The following is an 18,178-nucleotide window of genomic DNA, read 5'->3' as shown; positions in this document are numbered from 1 at the left end:
TCCGTTGCACGCCGACCGCACGGCCAGCTACAGTTCACCCCTGTCTGCCACCAAAACCGCCGCCGGGAAACAGCCTATCATGACTTCCAGCCGTTCCAACATGGTCGGGGCCAGCATGGTCGGAACCGGCACGGTCGAGGCCAGGACGATCCGGATCGCCGCCGCTGTAATTCGCGACGATGGCGGCAGGTTGCTTCTGGTGCGCAAACGCGGCACCAGTTCCTTCATGCAGGCCGGCGGCAAGATCGAGCCGGGTGAACTGCCCGCCGTTGCGCTTGCGCGTGAATTGCAGGGAGGAGTTGGGCGTCGCCGTCGATCCGGCAGATGCTTGGCATCTCGGCTCCTTCTCGGCGCGTGCCGCCAATGAGCCGGATGCCCATGTCGAGGCCGAGCTGTTCGAACTCACCATCACCGGCGACCCGGTTCCGGCGGCCGAGATTGAAGAGATGATCTGGCTAAACCCCGACCTCGCAACCGGCATGGTGCTGGCGCCGCTCACCGCCGATATCGTGCTGCCGCGCTATGGCCGCAGGCCATGAATTCGCGGAGCCAGGCAAAGCAAACGAGCGAAGCGCCCCTCACCTTCGCGGTGCTGGTCTTTCCCGGCTTTCCGATGATGGCTTTTTCCTCGGTCATCGAGCCGCTGCGCGCCGCCAACGTGCTTGCCAGGCGCGAATGCTATCGCTGGGTGATCGTCGGCGCCGATCAAGGCACGGTCGAGGCCTCCAACGGCGTCGTCATCCAGCCGGGCTTTTCGGCGGCCGATGCGCCGAAGGTCGATCGCATCGTGGTGTGCTCCGGCGGCGACGCGGACCATGTCGTCGCCGACGAAGCGATGGGCTGGATCCGCAAGAGCCTGCGCAATGGTGCGCATATCGGCGCGGTGGCGGACGCGGCGTTCTTCCTCGCCCGCGCCGGCCTGCTCGACGGCCATGCCTGCACCTTGCACTGGACCAGCCAGGCGGCCTTCACCGAGGCTTTCCCGGACATCGAGCTTCGGCGCGATCTGTTCGTCATCGACCGCAAGCGCTTTACCTCGGCCGGCGGCGTCGGCAGCCTCGACATGATGCTCGAGATCGTCACGCAGGATTATGGCGCCGAACTCGCGGCGGGCGTCGCCGAATGGTTCGTGCACAGCCCGCTGCGCTCCAGCGTCGACCGCAAGCTGATGCCGCTGCGCCTGCGCACCGGCGTACAGAACGAGCTGGTGCTATCGGCCATCGCCATCATGGAGGACGCGGTCGAGGAGCGGCTCGGCATGGCCGAGCTTGCCGAGCGTCTGGGCGTATCGCCCGACAAGCTCGAGCGCAATTTCCGCGCCGAGCTGGCGATTTCGCCCAATGGCTATTACCGGCGGCTGCGGCTGAAGCGCGCGGCCGACCTGTTGGCGCATTCGACGCTGATGGTGCGCGACGTGGCTTTGGCCTGCGGCTTTGCTTCGATGTCGAGCTTTGCGAGGGCATTTCGCGAGGAGCATGGGCACGCGCCGAAAGCGATGCGGCGGCATTAGGTGCCGGGCGCGCTGGCGCGGTGAGACGCTGGCGGGACAGCGCCCCCTCTGGCCTGCCGGCCATCTCCCCCACAAGGGGGGAGATGGCAGCTTCGGCGCCGGCTCTCGCTTTCGACGTTGCAAATTGGCGAAGCCCTGCGCGACATCCAATCACCCCCCTTGTGGGGGAGATGTCCGGCAGGACAGAGGGAGGCGCGAAGGATCGCGGCGTTGCGTGATCGGCAGCGGCACTCAGCACAACATTTGCGGAATGCCGCACAAGCTCCAAATCCTGCCCGGTTATCTTCGCCGGAACAGGAGAGCCGCCATGAGCATCGTCGTTTTCGATCCCGACAGCACCGAGGATGTGGACTTCAAGGACCGCATGCGCCATCCGGCGGCGGCCGATCCGGCCGGCGGCATGTGGCTGTCCGACACCGAGCCGTCCTTCATCGATGCCGACGCCCTGCGCAAGGGCCGGCTGGCCAAGCTGCGCGCCTGGATGCGCGAGGCGGGCTATGGCGGCGTCGTGCTGTTCGATCCGTACAACCAGCGCTATGCCACCGGCTCGCGCAACATGTTCGGCTATTTCCTGCGCAACTCGACGCGCTACTTCTTCATCCCCACCGACGGCCCGATCGTGCTGTTCGAGTACCCGCAGAGCTACCATGTCTCGATGGTGCTCGACACGATCGACGAGGCGCGGCCGTCCAAGCTCGTCTGGTCCTCGGTGTCGGACCGCGACGACGAGACCGCCGGGCCGTTCGCCGATGAGATCGCCGAGCTTCTGAAGAAGCATGGCGGCGGCTCGATGAAGCTCGGCCTCGACCGCTGCAGCCATCTGCAGGCGCTGGCGCTGGAAAAGCGCGGCTGCGAGGTGAAGGACTGCCAGGGCGAGATTCTTGCCGTCCGCGCCGTGAAGACGCCGGAGGAAGTGAAATGCCTGCAGGTGTCGATGGCCGGCGCCGAGGCGGCCGTCGCCGCCGTGCGCGAGGCCATCAAGCCGGGTGTCTCCGAAAACGAGCTTTTCGCCATCATGTATGGCGAGGTGATCCGGCAAGGCGGCGAGTTCATCGAGACGCGGCTGTTGACCTCGGGACAGCGCACCAACCCGTGGTTCAACGAGGCCAGCGGCCGCAAGATCAGGCCGGGCGAACTCCTGGCGCTCGATACCGACACGATCGGCTGCTACGGCTATTACTCCGACTTCTCGCGCACCTTCCGTTGCGGGCCGGGCAAGCCGACGCCCTACCAGAAGTCGCTCTACCGCATGGCGCACGACCAGGTGCAGCACAACATCGGGATCGTGAAGCCCGGCATGGCTTTCCGCGAGATCGCCGAGAAGGCCTGGAAGATCCCGGATCGCTTCGTCGACCAGCGCTATACCTCGGTGATGCACGGCGTCGGCATGCATGGCGAAACGCCGTTTATCGCTCACGCGATGGACTACGAGACCTATGGCCGCGACGGCATCATCGTGCCCGGCATGGTGGTGAGCGTGGAAAGCTATATCGGCGAGAAAGGCGGCCGCGAGGGTGTCAAGCTGGAAGACGAGATTCTCATTACCGAAACGGGAACTGAACTGCTCTCGCGCTTTCCTTACGAGGATGAATTTTTGGAGCCGCAGGTTTGACGCCGATATCCACCAATGACCTCGGAGCAATATCGCAGAGCTTCGAGATTGGCTGCGGCATACATGAAGTCGTCATCCTAGGGCGAAGCAAGGAGCGCAGCGACGCGGCGCAGACCATTCCGTTCCGTCTCGGCTTCGCCACGGTGCGGAATTCTGTTAGGCAGCAATCCTCGAGCAAGGTAACGGCATGGATTCCAGGGTCTTCGCTACGCCGCTGCGCGGCTGCTTCGCCCTGGAATGACGAAGTTCTGGCATCCGCATGAAAACACCCATCTCCATCCGGCACGGCACGGTGGCCGCCCTGTTCATCGATCTCCAGGAGGAGCATCGCAAGGACAAACGCTATCTGGTCGAGGGCTTTGCCGAAATCCTGGCCAATGTCCAACGCCTGCAGGAGGCGGCGCGGCGCAATTTCGTGCCGCTCTACCACTGGGCCTATATCGTCGACCTCGCCGAGGCGCGGCCGTTCCACCCTGTCGACCAGACCGGCAAGTCGGCCTTCTCCGACAAGGATGATCCGTTGACGGCGATCTGCCATGAGGTGGCGCCGCAAGACGGCGAAGCCATGCTGGTCAAGCGGGAAGCGAGCGCTTTCGGCAGGAACGACTTCGCCGACAAGCTCAAGGCCTCCGGCATCGAATGGCTGGTCATCGCCGGTGTGTGGACCGAGGCCTGCGTCGACGCCACGGTGAAGGACGCCGTGGCGCGCGGTTTTCGTGTGCTGCTGGTCAAGGATGCCTGCGGCAGCGCCAGCGCCGCCATGCACCAGACCGGCATCCTCAACCTCGCCAACCGGCTCTATGGCGGCGCCGTCACCAACACGCTCGACGCCTGCCGGCTGATGGGCGGCGACACGGTGAATGTGTGGCAGGTCGAGGGCTCGGTGCCGCTGCGCTTCACCTTCGAGAACGCGGCGCGGCTCTACGCAGGGCTCTGACGCGATGGCCGGCGAGCCAACCGATCCGGCGAGCCGCGGCAAATATGCCGACCGGCTCGATCCTGGGCTCTGGGATTACATCGACGAGGTCAACAGCTGGTATCCGCCACAGATCGTGGCCGCGCCGATCGCGGAACAGCGGGCGGTCTATGACAAAATGTGCGCGGCATTCCATCAGGGTCGTCCGGACGGGGTGGACGTGAGCGACGGCCTCGTCACCACGGCGGCGCACGCCGTTCCGGTGCGGCGCTACCGCATGGCGAGCGCGGTCGGCGCCGCGGTCGTCGTCTACTATCACGGCGGCGGCTTTGTGCTCGGCGATCTCGACAGCCATGACGACATCTGCGCCGAAATCTGCGCCGGCACCGGCTTCGAAGTGGTCTCGGCGAACTACCGGCTGGCGCCGGAGCATCTGCACCCCGCCGCCTTCAACGATGCGCTTGCCGCGTTCGAGTGGGTCGCGGCAACGAGTCCGCTGCCGATCGTGCTGTGCGGCGAAAGCGCCGGCGGCAATCTCGCCGCCGCGGTGGCGCATGCGACGCGGCGTCATTCCAGGCGTGCCATCGGCCAGTTGCTGGTCTATGCCGGCCTCGGCGGAGACGAGAGCGGCCGTTCCTATATCGAGCATGCCTACGCACCGCTGCTGACGCTCGCCGACGTCGAATTCTACCGCCGCATCCGCTCGGCGCCCGGACAGTCGCCCGACGACCCGACCTTCTCGCCGCTCAAGGACCGCGATTTCTCGGGCCTGCCGCCGACGGTCGTCGTCAGCGCCGAATGCGATCCCTTATCGTCGGACGGCGAGGCCTATCGCGACCGCATCCTGGCGGCCGGCGGGCGAGCCGTGTGGCGGGAGGAGCCACGCCTGGTGCACAGTTTTCTGCGCGCCCGCGCAAGCGTACCGCGCGCGGCGGCGGCGTTTGCCAGGATCATTGGCGACATCGCATGGCTAGGCGCCAGCGATGAAGCGCTGATCTCCCCCCAAGTGGGGGAGATGGCCGGCAGGCCAGAGGGGGCGCGAAGGATCGCGGCCTTTAAGGATCGCGGCCTTCCGGAATCTTGATCGCTCAAAATCAACCCGAGAAGGCAGCTCTGATCGGCTGATACGCTGGCGGGACAGCGCCCCCCTCTGTCCTACCGGACATCTCCCCCACAAGGGGGGAGATTGGGCGTTCCCCTGCGGAACAGCGCACAAGAACTGCGGAAAACCAAACATTTCGCGGCGGAAAGCAGACCTATCATCGCTTTGGCAGGCGCCGGCGCCCGGCGATCGCATCGGCACCCGCCCATGGCGGCACCGCGCGCCCAACAACAGAGGGAACGACGATGAAATTCATGCTGACCGACAGGAAACTGCACCCGCGAGCCAGGCCGACCGCGGACGATTTCAGGAAGGGTGCGATCAGCCGGCGCGAATATCTGGCGCTGATGGCCGGCCTCGGCGTCAGCGCCGCCGGCGCGCTGGCGCTGGGCGGGATTTCTCCCTCGCCTGCCCGCGCCGCGGAGCCGAAGCGCGGCGGCGTGCTGCGCGTGGCGATGAACGTCAAGGGTTTCAAGGATCCGCGCACCTTCGACGGCGTCGAGATGTCCAATGTCGCGCGCCAGTGCAACGAATATCTGGTGCGCTGGAAAACCGACTTCAGCTTCGAGCCGTGGCTGCTCGAAAGCTGGGAGACCAGCGACGACGCCAGGACGATCACGCTCAATGTGCGCAAGGGCATCACCTGGTCGAACGGCGACCCCTTCAACGCCGACGACGTGATCCACAACCTCAACCGCTGGTGCGATGCCTCGGTCGCCGGCAATTCGGTCGCCGCGCGCATGGGCGCGCTGGTCAACGCCGACACCAAGAAGCCGGTCGATGGCGGCATCCAGAAGGTCGACGACCATACCGTCAAGCTCAACCTGCCCAAGCCCGACATCTCGCTGATCGCCGGCATGGCCGACTATCCGGCGCTGATCATGCACCGCTCCTATGAGGGCGATGCCGATCCGAAGAAAGCTTTGGCCATCACCACCGGCCCGTGCGAACTGGTGAGTTGGGACGCCGAGACGGGCGCGGAGGTGAAACGCAAGGACAAGCCGTGGTGGAAGGGCGAATTCTATCTCGACGGCATCAGATGGGTCGATTACGGCTCCGATCCGAACGCCACGCTGTCGGCCTTCGAATCCGGCGAGATCGACACCGACCACGAGACCGCCTCGGACGCCGTATCGCAGACCGAAAAGATGGGCCTGCAAAACTCCGAGATCGCCACCGGCTCGACCATCGTCGCGCGCTTCAATGTCTCCAACACGCCTTATGACGACGTCAAGGTGCGTCGCGCCGCGCAGCTTGCGGTCGACAATGCGGCGGTGCTGAAGCTCGGCCTCGACGGTCGCGGAAAACCCGCCGACAACCATCATGTCGGCCCGATGCATCCGGAATTCGCCGATATCGGCCCGGCCAAGCGCGATGTCGAGGCGTCCAAGAAGCTGATCTCGGAGGCCGGCAAGGCCGACCACGAATACGAGCTGATCTCGGTCGACGTCGAATGGCAGAAGAGCACGGCCGACGCGATCGCAGCCCAGATCCGCGAGGCAGGCCTCAAGGTCAAGCGCACGGTGCTGCCGGCCGCGACCTTCTGGAACGACTGGGCCAAGTTCCCCTATTCCTGCACGGAATGGCTCGGCCGCCCGCTCGGTGTCCAGGTGCTGGCGCTCGCCTACAAGTCTGGCGGCGCCTGGAACGAAAGCGCCTACGCGGACAAGGAGTTCGACGAGTTGCTCGAAACGGCGCTCGCCACGCCCGATGCGGCGGCGCGCAAGGAGATCATGGCCAAGATCGAGAAGAACCTGCGCGACTCCGGCGTCATTATCCAGCCCTACTGGCGCTCGGTCTACCGCACCTATCGCAAGGGTGTGCAGGGCTGCGAGCAGCACCAGGCGCTCGAGCAACATTTCGAGAAAGTCTGGCTGGAGTCCTGATCCTGCCGGGATCGAGGCGGCCGGTGCGCCTCTCCGGGCTGCGCCGGCCGTTGCCATTTGCCAAGCGATTGCCTTTCAGCGCAGACCGGCTTCCCGCCGGCTCGGAATGCGAGAAACAGGGGGCATGGATCACTTCGACCTCGGCGCCTATCGGCGCCCTATCCCCAGGTCCCCGGCCGAGACGCAGCGCTGGTTCGATATCGCCGGACGAGCGTGCAAACTGATTGTTGCCGCATTGAGGGTGAGCCGTCCTCGATCGAGCTGGCGCTGATTGCTAGGAAAAGACATCCACCAATTCGTCGACGCCTCCGCCTTCCTTTGCCCGCCGCAAGTCGATGTATGTGGCCGTCGCGGCGATCGACGCCACCGTCCATATGATTGCCGTGACGCCGGCGCTCGCCGTTGCGCCGACGATCGCTATGGATGCCGGGGCGATCAGAGGTACGGCAAGGCTGAACGCAAGAAAAAGCGCTGCGCGCAAGGCCAGCGCCAGCACCAAGACAACCAGAGACAGGCCTATTATCGGCCAGCGATATCCTGCGGTCAGGGCACGGCTGCGCGCCATCGAAGCCAGTGCTCCAAGTCCCTCACGCATCGCAACTGGGACAGCCGCCAAGTTGCACAGCACCCAAATGATGCAGGGCACGACCAGCAGTGCGAACGCGACACCGCCACCGAAAAGCGGAAACAACAATTCGGCGCCGACCATCGCTTGTTTCGCGAGAAACCACGTCAGATAGATCGTGAAACCGATGCCAAGCACGGGAACAGACCGGTGCAAGGCCGTCGCAACACAGCGCGCGAGTGATGGATGACGGCCGTTGATGTCGCCCAGCATGGCTCCCGACAGGACCCCATGGCCCAGGAAACCCGGCAGGGCGCCAAGAAGCCCGGCAAGCAGGGAAAAGCCCACATGGACCGCAACGGAGAAAGGTTCGACCTTTCCGCCGCCGGCCAGATACGCCGCCCTTTCCCGGTAGGCGAAGGTCACCAGTCCGGCCAGGAGCGACGGCAGGGCGAAAAAGAGCGCAGCGACCGTCAGCGCGAGAACCGGATTGCGTCCAATGAACGAGATCGTGCCGCGGACCACCCCGCCCAGCCGGAATGGCCCGGCTGTGCCAGGATCGCCTTTGCTTTGAAGTCGATCTTTCCGGTCTATGAGAATATCTCCGCCAGTTCGTCGATGCTGGTGCCTTCCTTGACCCGGCGCAGCTCGACATAAGTGACCGCGATAGCCACCGAAATCACCGTCGAGAAGATACTCGAGACCAGGCTGCTTCCGACGGCTCCGACTGCGGCCCCGGTGGAGGAGATGCCGCCGGCGGAAGCGATCACAAGCCCGAACAGCAAAGAGAAACCGCCCTGGATGAGCATTGCCGTCAAGCCGATGATCAAAAACAGGCCGAAAATTGCCCAGCGGCTGCCTTTGGTCAGCTGCCGACTGCGCGATATCGAGCCGAACACGCCCTGCCGTTCTTGAACCACGACAGGCACCGCGACAGCGATGCTAAGCACCCAGATAGCCACCGCGACAATGATCGCGAGCCCGATGAGCCATCCGATCAAAGGTATCAGCGAAGCAATGATGACCGTGACGAAGCCGGCCACCGCCATGGCGAGAAAGACCACGAGACCGATCCCGAACGCAGGCAAGAAACGGCGCAGCGCTATCTGTATGCAGTCGCCGACCGCCGGGCTCTTGCCGTTCAGGTCCTCGACGGTTGCCCGCACCAGCGCCGCCTGGGCAAGGAAAGCCAGCACGAAAATCACCAGGGCGGCAATCATCGAAGTGATTCCGTAATTCGCCAAGGCTGCCTGCTCCATGCCTGCAACGCCCCCTGCTCCGAGGCTGGCGATCCGGCTGAAGTTCCAAAAGTTGTAGATCAATGCCGGCAGCGCCGTGAAAAGGCCCACGATCACGGCAAGCGGACCGAAGCTGCGGCCGATAACCGAGAATGTGTTGCTGAACACCCGGCCGATGCTGAACTTCTCCAGCCTGCCGCCTGCGACTGATGCCATGTTACATTTCCCCCTGCGAATGAATATGAAAATTGGAAAGTATAAATCACCAACATTGATACTTACGGTTTGGCCCGCTTGCAATTGTCATGGCGTATTGCCAGTGTCGGCCCCGAACCGCAGGTTGCAGGGGGAACGAGCGGGTGACAGCCGCAGGGACGCAAGACGCCGGACGGCTGGCGCAGTTGCACAAGCAACTGCTGACGGACGATTCGATCCAGTTTGGGCTGCCAACCTATGTGCAACCAGAGCCGCCGGAATGGCTGAAGCCGCTGCTGGACGGCCTGGCCAAGCTCGGCCCCTACATGATCTACATGTTCTGGGGCGCGGTCATCATCGGCGTCGCCATCATCGTCCTGCTGCTCGTCCTCGAAGCGAAAGGCGTCGCCTGGCGGCTGCCGTGGCGACGCAAGCGCCAGGAGACCGAAGCGAAGGAAGAGTGGCGCCCGGACGCGAGCTCGGCCCAGATCCTGCTCTCCGAGGCCGACGCGCTGGCCGCGCGCGGCGAATTCGACGAAGCGGTTCACCTGCTTCTGCGCCGCAGCGTCGCCGACATCGCCACCCGGCTGCCCGATTTCCTGCGCCCGTCGCTCACCGCGCGCGACATCGCGGCCGCCGGCTCGATCCCTAGCCGACCCCGCGCCGCGTTCAGCGAGATCGCGCGCATCGTCGAGGCTGCCTTGTTTGCCCGCCGTCCCGTCGGCGCCGAAGGCTGGCAGCAGGCGCGCGGCGCCTATGAGCGTTTTGCTTTCCGGGATGCCTGGGCATGAGCGCGGCGACCGAAGCGGCGCAGGAACCTTTCAGCCGCAGAACGCTGTTCTGGGGCATCTTCGCCAGCCTGCTGGCGGCGGCCGGGTTTTTCCTGCTCTCGACCTACGCCCCCGATTTCCGCGCGCATGAGGGCGGTGCCACGCCGTTTTCGAAGGGTGGCACCGGCTATGCCGGGCTGGTCGAATGGCTGAAGCTCAGCAACGGACAGGCGCCGCCGATGGAGCGCGGCGAGAAGGACGTGGCGTCGCCGCTGGCATCGACCTTCCTGCTTATCGTCACCATTGCGCCGGACAGCGACCCGGCCGCGCTTGACCGCATCATCAAGCTGCGCTCGGGCAAGGACACGCTTTTCGTCCTGCCGAAATGGCAGACCGCTCCCTTGTTTGGCCATGAAGGCTGGGAGACAAAGATCGAACGACTGCCGGATGCGGTCGTCAACGACTGGCTCGGCCGCATCGCCAAGGCCAGGCTCGGCGAAGCAACCAACACGGTCTCGCAGATAAATATCGCCGGCCGCATGGTCACCGCGCCGGACGAGTTGCAATGGGTGGCGGACGACCACCCGCTGATCGCGGCTGGCGAAGGCAGGGCCATTCTCACCGAGCTTGACAACGAACCCTTCTACATCCTCACCGATCCCGACTTCATCAACAATGCCGGACTGAAGGAAGAGCAGACGGCGGCCGCCGCTCTCGACATGATTGCCATGCTGGAGCCAGCCAAGGGCGCCGTCATGTTCGACCTGACGCTGCACGGCGTCGGCCAGAAATACGATCTCGCCAAGCTCTTGGTCGAACCGCCCTTCCTGGCGTTGACGCTTTCGGTGCTGGTGGCGGCGGCACTTGCCTTCCTGCATGGGCTCGGCCGCTTCGGACCGCCGCGGGCGGAAGGCCGTGCCATCGCCTTCGGCAAGCGCGCGCTGGTCGACACCACGGCGATGCTGTTGAAGCGCGCCGGGCGCCTGGAAGAGCTTGGCGACCGCTACGCAACCCTGGCGCGGCAACGCGCCGGCGCCCTGCTCGGCGCGCCGCACGGGCTGCAAGGCGAAGCGCTCGACCGCTGGCTCGATTCCCGCGACAGGGGCGAGGCGCATGGCTTCACCCGGCGCTTCAAGGCAACGAACGAATCCAATAATTTGGCCGTAATGCATGAAGCAGCGCAACAGCTGCATGACTGGACGGCAAGGAGGCTCGGTGAACGTCGATGAAGTGAAGGCCCTGGCGAGCGCGATCAGGGAAGAAGTTGCCAAGGCAATCACCGGGCAGCGCGACACGGTCGACCTGATGCTGACGGCGCTGTTCGCCGGCGGGCACATCTTGCTCGAAGGCCCGCCGGGCACCGCCAAGACCATGACGGCGCGCTGCTTCGCGCAGGCGCTGGGCGTCGCCTATGGCCGCATCCAGTTCACGCCCGACCTGATGCCCGGCGATATCGTCGGCGCCAACATCTACAATTTCCAGACCGGGCAGTTCACGCTGACGCGCGGCCCGATCTTCTGCGACCTCTTGCTCGCCGACGAAATCAACCGCACGCCGCCCAAGACGCAGGCCGCCTTGCTCGAAGCCATGCAGGAACACGCCGTCACCTTCGACGGCACCACGCATTCGCTCGGCAGGAATTTCATGGTGGTGGCGACGCAGAACCCGATCGAGCATCAGGGCGTCTATCCGCTGCCCGAAGCGCAGCTCGACCGCTTTCTGTTCAAGCACAGGGTGAGCTATCCGGACCTCAGGGAGGAGCGCGCCATCATCGTCCATCACGGCGGCGGCTCGGCCTCGCACGATATCGGGCAATACGGCATCAAGGCGCAGACCGACCGCAAGGCGCTTGAAGCAGCCGTTGCCACGGTTGGCGACGTCACGCTGGTCGACGATGTCGTCGGTTATATCGCGGCGCTGGTGCGCGGCACGCGCGAAAGCCCCGACCTCGAGGTCGGGGCCAGCCCTCGTGCGGGCGCCATGCTGGCCAGAGCGGCGCGCGCCAGGGCCGCGCTCGACGGCCGCAACTATGTCATCCCGGACGACGTCAAGGCGCTTGCCGTGCCGGCGCTGCGCCACCGGGTCGTTCTCTCGCCGGCAGCGCAGATCGACGGGCGGCTGGTCGAGCAGATCGTCTCCGACCTCGTCGACCATACGGAAGCGCCGCGTTGATCTATCCGAGCGGTCGAGCAGTCTGGGCAGCGGCGGCGGGAGCGATCCCCGCCTTCCTGATTGCGCTTGCGCTGCCGCATGTCTGGTATCTCGGCCTGTTGTGGATCTGCTTTCTGCTGGCATTCCTGGCGGCGGACGCAGCCGCCGGGCGAGGCCGCGCCTCGCTCGACGCGACGCTGACGGTGCCGCCGCAGGTGGGCGTCGGCGGACGCTTCACGCTGCACATCGCGGCCGGCCTCGGCGCAAGGCTGCGGCGCCTGCAGGCGCGCGTCGGCCATGACCAGCGGGTTCAGCCGGTCGCAGGCACCGGCGGCGCGCTGCCGGCCAATGGCGGCACGCTCGACCTCGAATTCGAGGCCATCCGCCGCGGCATCTCCAGTTTCGACCGGCTGTGGCTGCGCTGGCAGGGTCCGTTCGGACTGGTCTGGAACCAGGTCGTGCTGCCCGTCGATAGAAAGGTTGCGGTGCTGCCCGATGTCAGCAGCGCGCGCGACGAGGCGATCACGCTGCTGCAACGCTCGGCCCTTGCCGACGGCCATGCACGGAGGCGCGCCGGCCAGGGCCGCGAGTTCGAAGCGCTGAAGGACTACCAGCCCGGCATGGGCCGGCGCATGATCGACTGGAAGCGCAGCGCCCGGCACGGCAAGTTACTGGCGCGCGAATTCCGGATCGAGGAGAACAACAACATCGTTTTAGCCATCGACAGCGGCCGGCTGATGTGCGAGCCGGTCGACGGCGTGCCGAAGGTCGACCGCGCGGTGACGGCGGCCCTTTTGTCGGCCTTCATCGCACTCAAGGGCGGCGATCTCGTCAGCCTGTTCTCCTTCGACGCCAGGCCGCGCGTCTCCAGCGGCGCGGTCCGCGGCTCGCCGAGCTTCATCATGATCCAGAAGCGCGCCGCCGAAATCGACTATTCGACCGAGGAGACCAATTTTACCCTGGCGCTAACGACGCTTGCGGCAAAGCTCGACCGGCGCTCGCTGGTCATCGTCTTCACCGATTTCGTCGATCCGATCAGCGCCGAATTGATGCTGCGCACCGTCGGCCGGCTGACCGAGCGCCATCTGGTGCTGTTCATGCTGATGAAGGACGTGGAGCTCGAGACGCTGGCCGACATGGCGCCGGCGGCGCCCGAGGACGTCGCCCGCTCGGTCACCGCCGGTGACCTCTTGAGACAGCGGCAAGTGGTGATCGGGAGGCTCAGGCTGCTCGGCGCGCATGTCATCGAGGCCGACCACCAGCGGCTCGGCCCAGCGCTGGTCGAGCGCTATATCCAGCTCAAGGAGGAGAACCTCTTATGACGCTGTCCGCCGGCACCGATGCGGTGCGCCAGTCGCTGGCGAGCTTCCGCCAGGAGCGCGAAGCCGACTGGAAGGCGTTCGAAGCGCTGCTGGCGCGCGTGGAGAAGCGGGCGCCGCGCACGCTGTCGGAAGGTGAGCTCTTGTCGCTGCCGCTGCTCTACCGCTCGGCGCTGTCCTCACTTTCGGTGGCGCGCGCGACATCGCTCGACAGCGCGCTGATCGCCTATCTGGAGGCGCTCTGCCTGCGCGGCTATTTCTATCTCTACGGCGCGCGGCGGAGCTTGAGGACCCGCATCGGCGACTTCTTCCTGCACGACTGGCCGGCGGCGATCCGCGACCTTTGGCGCGAAATATGGACCTCGGTCGGGCTCACCGTCATTGGCGCGATCGCCGGCTATTGGCTGGTCGCGTCCGACAAGCGCTGGTACGACGCCATCATCGCGCCGAGCCTCGCCGGCGGCCGCAACCCGGATTCGTCGGCCGAAACGCTGCGTAGCGTGCTCTACGGCGGCGGTGACCATTTCTTGTCTGGCTTTGCCGCCTATCTTTTCACGCACAACACACAGGTCTCGATCCTGGCCTTCGCGCTGGGTTTCGCCTTCGCGGTGCCCAGCGTGCTGATCATCCTGATGAACGGCTGCATGCTCGGCGCCATCTTCCAGATCTATGCCGCCAAGGGGCTCGGCTTCGAGCTCGGCGGCTGGCTGTCGATCCACGGCACGACGGAGCTGTTCGCAATCGCCATCGCCGGCGCCGCCGGCATGCGCATCGGCACCAGCATCGCCTTTCCCGGCGAGTTGACCCGCATGGCGGCCGCGGCACGGGCCGGGCGCGTGGCGGCGACCGCCATGGTCGGCGTCACGGTGATGCTGCTTTTCGCCGGGCTGCTGGAAGGCATCGGCCGGCAGACGATCACCAGCGACGTCGCGCGCTATTCTATCGGCGGCGGCATGCTGGCTTTGTGGTTTTGCTATTTCTACCTGTTCCGCATGGTGCGGCATGGCGAAAGCTAAGACCGTGGCGAAGGCCAAGGACCCGGCAGGGCTGGTTCGTCCGCTGGTCACGCCGGAGGGCGTGGACCTGCGGGTCAAGCTGGCGGATGCCGGCACCCGCGCTTCCGGCTTCCTGCTCGACGTGGTGGTCATCATCACCGCGGCCGTGGTCATCTCGCTGGTGACGATCTTCGGCCTTTCCGGCCTCGGCTTCCAGGACGCGCAGCCGCTGTTCATCGTCTGGATCATCTTCATCTTCTTCCTGCGCAACGTCTATTTCATCGCCTTCGAGGCCGGCCGGCGGGCTGCGACGCCGGGCAAGCGCATGGTTGGCACCAGGGTCGCGTCGCGCAGCGGCGCCGGTCTCACCCTCGACCAGGTCATCGCGCGCAATCTGATGCGCGAGATCGAGGTTTTTCTGCCGCTGTCGATCCTTGCCGCGCGCGGCAGCGCCGGCGTCGCCGACACGCTGACGACCATCTTCGGCCTGGTGTGGGCGCTGCTGTTTTCGCTGTTTCCGCTGTTCAATCGCGACCGACTAAGAATTGGCGACCTGCTCGCCGGCACCTGGGTGGTCGAGGCGCCGAAACTGGCCTTGGCCGAGGATCTTTCGCTGCGCAAGGATCCCATCGCCGCCCGCTTCCAGTTCAGCGCCGCACAGCTCGACGCCTATGGCATCGCCGAACTGCAGAAGCTGGAGGAGGTGCTGCGCCGCGACGATTACTCCGCGCTGAAGGCGGTGGCGGAAACGATCAGCCGCAAGATCGGCGCCAAGGTCGAGCCGGTGAATTCAAAAGCCTTCCTCACCGCCTATTACGGCGAGCTGCGCGCGCATCTGGAACGCAAGCTGCTGCTCGGGAATCGCAAGGCGGATAAGTACGCGCGGTGAACTTGGCGATATATTGGAAACGTCAGCGCTGCCCCTCGTCCGCCCTTCGGGCACCTTCTACCCATAAATAAACGGGGAGAAGGCTACGGCCGCGCTGGCGATTGGCGAAATCAGACACGACAAGCTCTTTCTCCCCGTCACTATACGGGGAGAAATGCCCGGCAGGGCAATGAGGGGCGGCGCGAACTTACGAAGGCTGGATCGAAGCTGACCTACCCCACCCATTTCTCATAATCCGACACCAGCAAATGCACCGGCGCGACGTCCTCTTCGATGTTGGAGAAGCGGCCGATCGGGTCGCGGAAGACGTTGTCGGTGAGGTCGTCATTGACGGTCGAGACCTCGCCGATCAGCACGTCCTTGCCCTCGGCCCAGAAAGCGTGCCAGACGCCGGGCAGCAGCGTCACGCTCTGGCCGGGGTCGAGCTTCAAGAGCCCGCCCGCCGGCAACCGATGGATGGTGCCGTCGACCGGAACCGACACCTCGGCCTTCGGATCGATGCCGCCGTCGCGATCGTGCATGAACAGTTCCAGCACCAGCTTGCCGCCGCCGCGGTTGATGATGTCCTCGGCCTTGATGTTGTGGCGGTGCATCGGCGAGAGCTGGTCCTTGCGCGAGATCATGATCTTCTCGGCATAAAGCATGCCCATGCCGAGCTTCATGTCCTCGTAGCGGCCGTTGCGCACGGTGAACAGGAACAGGCCGAGCTCGTCGAACTTCTCCTGGCCGTAATCGGTGATGTCCCAGCCGAGGCGCGAGGTGAAGATCGCCGAGGAGTCGGCCTTGTGCGCCTTCATCTCTTCGGGCGACCAATAAGCGAAGGGCGGCATGATATAGCCGAAGGAGCGGATGAAGGCGTCGGCTTCGCGGATGATGTCGTTGATCTTGGAGCGCTTCATGGGTTCTTCCTCCGGCCGCTGCCTGCTGAAATCTGCCCATCCGAATAGCTCAACGCCGGCCTGCTGTCGACGCAAACTCGCGGCTCTGGCCCCGTGACATCCGGCCTGATCGGGGACATAAACCAAACCGGTCTTTTTCGATTTTACGCATGTCTTTGTCCCGAAACCGCTTCCCGGTTTCTGGACACATGCTTTGAGATGGTGATTTTGATGCCAAGCGTTGACGACCTCGACACACCGGCGATCCTGATCGACGCGGCGCGCGCCGAAGCCAACATCAAGCGCGCGCAGGCGCATGCCGACGCCCACGGGTTGCAGCTGCGACCGCACATCAAGACGCACAAGCTGCCCTACTGGGCGAAGAAGCAGGTCGCCGCCGGCGCGGTCGGCATCACCTGCCAGAAGATCGGCGAGGCCGAGGTGATGGCCGATGCCGGGCTGACCGATATTTTTCTTCCCTACAACATCCTTGGCCGGGCAAAGCTGGAGCGGCTCAAGACACTGCATGGCCGCGTGACGCTGTCGGTGACGGCGGACAGCCATGAGACGCTGCAAGGGCTCGCTGCCACCTTCCCCGATGCCGGCCATCCGCTTTCGGTTCTGGTCGAGTGCGACACGGGGATGGGCCGCTGCGGCGTCCAGAATCCAGCTGAGGCGCTGGCGCTGGCGAAGGTGATCGACCAGGCCAAGGGCCTCAGCTTCGGCGGGCTGATGACTTATCCGGCCGCGGGGCGCGCCGCCGAGGCGGAAGCCTGGCTGAGAAGCGCGCGCGACGCGCTCGCCGCGGCGGGGCTCGACTGCCGGCGCATCTCGAGCGGCGGCACGCCCGACATGTGGCGCTCGGGCGAGGACAGCGTCGTCACCGAATACCGGCCTGGCACCTATATCTACCTCGACCGCTACCAGGTCGCCAAAGGCGTCGGCACGCTCGATGATTGCGCGCTGACGGTGCTCGCCACCGTCGTCAGCCACCCGACGCCGACCCGCGCCATCCTCGACAGCGGCAGCAAGGCGCTGTCCTCCGATACGCTCGGGCTCGCTGATTTCGGCGAACTGCTGGGCGTGCCCGGCGCCCGCGTCACTGGCTTGAGCGAAGAGCATGGCAACGTAACGCTTGCGGAAGGCGCCAGGCTTCGCATCGGCGAGCGCGTGCGCGTCGTGCCCGACCATTGCTGCGTTGTGACGAACCTGTTCGACCAGGTGCATTTGATCGACGGCGACAAGGTGCTGGAAACGCTGCCGGTGGCGGCAAGGGGCCGGATGGGGTGAGCCCTACTGGCGCTCGGCCTGCCGCGCCGCAACTCTTCGCATAGCCGTCACCCGGCGGCGAAAAATCTCCGTGCGCATCGCCATCAGGTGCAGCGCGAAGAACAGAACCGTGAAGCCCAGCGCCATCACGGCGAGCGGCCACAGCATCGAGGGATCGATGGTCGGACCGCCGAGCCGGAACACCGACGCCGGCTGGTGCAGCGTGTTCCACCAGTCAACCGAGAATTTGATGATCGGGATGTTGATGAAGCCAACCAGCGTGATGATCGCAGCGGCCCAGGCGGCGCGGCCGGCGTCATCCAGCGCGCGCGTCAGCGCAATGATGCCGAGATACATCAAGAAGAGCACGAAGACAGAGGTCAGCCGCGCGTCCCACACCCACCAGGTGCCCCACATCGGCTTGCCCCAGATGGAGCCGGTGATCAGCGCCAGCGCGGTGAAAGTGGCGCCGATCGGGGCCGCCGATTTCAGCGCGACATCAGCCAGCGGATGGCGCCAGACCAGCGTGCCCAGCGCCGAGATCGCCATGATGGTGTAGCACATCATGGCGAGCCAGGCGAAAGGCACGTGGATGTACATGATGCGCACGGTGATGCCCTGCTGGAAATCCTCCGGCGCCGTGAAGCTCATATAAAGCCCGACGGCGAGCAGGATCGCCGCGATCGCCGCCAGCCATGGAACGACCTTGTCGGCCAGCCCGACGAAGCGGGTCGGATTGGCTAGATCGGTCCAGCCGGCGAGGCGTGAGGTGGTGTCGCTCATGGCGACCTAAATAGACCGGTGACGCGTCAGGGGCAATCGGTGTCGCAGCGTACTACCCTCCCCCTTGCAGGGAGGGTAGCTGCGAAGCAGCGAGGTGGGG

The 18,178-nt window shown here is 65.3% G+C and carries 19 protein-coding genes; 14 read left to right on the top strand and 5 right to left on the bottom strand.

The features are described from left to right. Positions 1 to 27: 27 nt before the first annotated feature. Entirely contained in the window at positions 28 to 228 is a 201-nt protein-coding gene (locus F3H96_RS31060; protein WP_244619978.1) for a hypothetical protein, read from the bottom strand. Here F3H96_RS31060 and F3H96_RS31610 point away from each other — a divergent pair. From F3H96_RS31610 to F3H96_RS11210, 7 genes are all read left to right on the top strand, one after another. Continuing rightward, positions 200 to 367 (top strand): hypothetical protein, encoded by a 168-nt coding sequence (locus F3H96_RS31610; RefSeq protein WP_348530060.1) that lies wholly within the window; start codon positions 200 to 202, stop codon positions 365 to 367. The genes F3H96_RS31060 and F3H96_RS31610 overlap by 29 nt on opposite strands. Beyond that, positions 300 to 539, top strand: coding sequence for a hypothetical protein (locus F3H96_RS11240; RefSeq protein ID WP_348530056.1), 240 nt, complete (start codon positions 300 to 302; stop codon positions 537 to 539). The genes F3H96_RS31610 and F3H96_RS11240 overlap by 68 nt, the downstream gene beginning before the upstream one ends. After that, a complete protein-coding gene (locus tag F3H96_RS11235) occupies positions 536 to 1,510 on the top strand; it encodes a GlxA family transcriptional regulator (RefSeq protein ID WP_149801814.1) in 975 nt (324 codons plus the stop codon). Before F3H96_RS11240 ends, F3H96_RS11235 begins: the two co-directional genes overlap by 4 nt. Before the next feature lie 307 nt (positions 1,511 to 1,817). After that, positions 1,818 to 3,122: a Xaa-Pro peptidase family protein gene (locus F3H96_RS11225; protein WP_149801813.1), complete on the top strand. Its 1,305-nt coding sequence runs from the start codon at positions 1,818 to 1,820 to the stop codon at positions 3,120 to 3,122. A 259-nt stretch (positions 3,123 to 3,381) separates the two neighbouring features. Continuing rightward, positions 3,382 to 4,059 carry an isochorismatase family protein gene (locus tag F3H96_RS11220; RefSeq protein WP_149801812.1) on the top strand — a complete coding sequence of 226 codons (678 nt, stop codon included), beginning with the start codon at positions 3,382 to 3,384 and terminating at the stop codon, positions 4,057 to 4,059. 4 nt (positions 4,060 to 4,063) lie between these two features. Next, entirely contained in the window at positions 4,064 to 5,122 is a 1,059-nt protein-coding gene (locus F3H96_RS11215) for an alpha/beta hydrolase (RefSeq protein ID WP_149801811.1), read from the top strand. 263 nt (positions 5,123 to 5,385) lie between these two features. Next, on the top strand, positions 5,386 to 7,026 hold the full coding sequence (locus F3H96_RS11210) for an ABC transporter substrate-binding protein (RefSeq protein WP_149801810.1): 1,641 nt from the start codon (positions 5,386 to 5,388) through the stop codon (positions 7,024 to 7,026). A 274-nt stretch (positions 7,027 to 7,300) separates the two neighbouring features. Here F3H96_RS11210 and F3H96_RS11205 read toward each other — a convergent pair whose 3' ends face one another. Beyond that, positions 7,301 to 8,116, bottom strand: coding sequence for a hypothetical protein (locus F3H96_RS11205; protein WP_149801809.1), 816 nt, complete (start codon positions 8,114 to 8,116; stop codon positions 7,301 to 7,303). Positions 8,117 to 8,181: 65 nt separating this feature from the next. Continuing rightward, on the bottom strand, positions 8,182 to 9,045 hold the full coding sequence (locus F3H96_RS11200) for a hypothetical protein (RefSeq protein ID WP_149801808.1): 864 nt from the start codon (positions 9,043 to 9,045) through the stop codon (positions 8,182 to 8,184). A 143-nt stretch (positions 9,046 to 9,188) separates the two neighbouring features. Here F3H96_RS11200 and F3H96_RS11195 point away from each other — a divergent pair, with 143 nt between their 5' ends. Genes F3H96_RS11195 through F3H96_RS11170 form a run of 6 tightly spaced genes read left to right on the top strand, consistent with a single transcriptional unit; the run spans position 9,189 to position 15,148 of the window. Further along, positions 9,189 to 9,815 carry a DUF4129 domain-containing protein gene (locus tag F3H96_RS11195; RefSeq protein WP_149801807.1) on the top strand — a complete coding sequence of 209 codons (627 nt, stop codon included), beginning with the start codon at positions 9,189 to 9,191 and terminating at the stop codon, positions 9,813 to 9,815. Continuing rightward, on the top strand, positions 9,812 to 11,023 hold the full coding sequence (locus F3H96_RS31055) for a DUF4350 domain-containing protein (RefSeq protein ID WP_244619963.1): 1,212 nt from the start codon (positions 9,812 to 9,814) through the stop codon (positions 11,021 to 11,023). Before F3H96_RS11195 ends, F3H96_RS31055 begins: the two co-directional genes overlap by 4 nt. Beyond that, positions 11,010 to 11,966 (top strand): MoxR family ATPase, encoded by a 957-nt coding sequence (locus F3H96_RS11185; protein WP_149801805.1) that lies wholly within the window; start codon positions 11,010 to 11,012, stop codon positions 11,964 to 11,966. Before F3H96_RS31055 ends, F3H96_RS11185 begins: the two co-directional genes overlap by 14 nt. Next, positions 11,963 to 13,267, top strand: a complete 1,305-nt coding sequence (locus F3H96_RS11180) for a DUF58 domain-containing protein (RefSeq protein WP_149801804.1) — start codon at positions 11,963 to 11,965, stop codon at positions 13,265 to 13,267. Before F3H96_RS11185 ends, F3H96_RS11180 begins: the two co-directional genes overlap by 4 nt. Then, the gene (locus tag F3H96_RS11175) at positions 13,264 to 14,280 is read left to right on the top strand and encodes a stage II sporulation protein M (RefSeq protein ID WP_149801803.1); all 1,017 of its coding nucleotides are present in this window, start codon (positions 13,264 to 13,266) and stop codon (positions 14,278 to 14,280) included. The genes F3H96_RS11180 and F3H96_RS11175 overlap by 4 nt, the downstream gene beginning before the upstream one ends. Continuing rightward, positions 14,267 to 15,148, top strand: a complete 882-nt coding sequence (locus F3H96_RS11170) for an RDD family protein (RefSeq protein ID WP_244619962.1) — start codon at positions 14,267 to 14,269, stop codon at positions 15,146 to 15,148. The genes F3H96_RS11175 and F3H96_RS11170 overlap by 14 nt, the downstream gene beginning before the upstream one ends. Positions 15,149 to 15,360: 212 nt before the next feature. Here the strand turns inward: F3H96_RS11170 and F3H96_RS11165 are convergent, their stop codons facing one another. Beyond that, complete coding sequence (locus F3H96_RS11165; protein WP_149801802.1) at positions 15,361 to 16,047, bottom strand: D-lyxose/D-mannose family sugar isomerase; 687 nt, start codon at positions 16,045 to 16,047, stop codon at positions 15,361 to 15,363. Between the two features lie 210 nt (positions 16,048 to 16,257). Between F3H96_RS11165 and F3H96_RS11160 the strand changes: the two genes are divergently transcribed. Beyond that, positions 16,258 to 17,316 (top strand): D-TA family PLP-dependent enzyme, encoded by a 1,059-nt coding sequence (locus F3H96_RS11160; RefSeq protein ID WP_149801801.1) that lies wholly within the window; start codon positions 16,258 to 16,260, stop codon positions 17,314 to 17,316. A gap of 3 nt (positions 17,317 to 17,319) precedes the next feature. Here the strand turns inward: F3H96_RS11160 and F3H96_RS11155 are convergent, their stop codons facing one another. Next, positions 17,320 to 18,078 (bottom strand): heme ABC transporter permease, encoded by a 759-nt coding sequence (locus F3H96_RS11155; RefSeq protein WP_149801800.1) that lies wholly within the window; start codon positions 18,076 to 18,078, stop codon positions 17,320 to 17,322. Positions 18,079 to 18,178 lie beyond the last annotated feature (100 nt).

The organism is Mesorhizobium sp. NFR06 (assembly GCF_900115245.1).
In the GTDB taxonomy this organism is placed as follows: Bacteria; Pseudomonadota; Alphaproteobacteria; order Rhizobiales; family Rhizobiaceae; genus Mesorhizobium.
The sequence above is the reverse complement of the archived record's forward strand: the minus strand, read 5'-3'. Positions and strand labels throughout refer to the sequence as shown.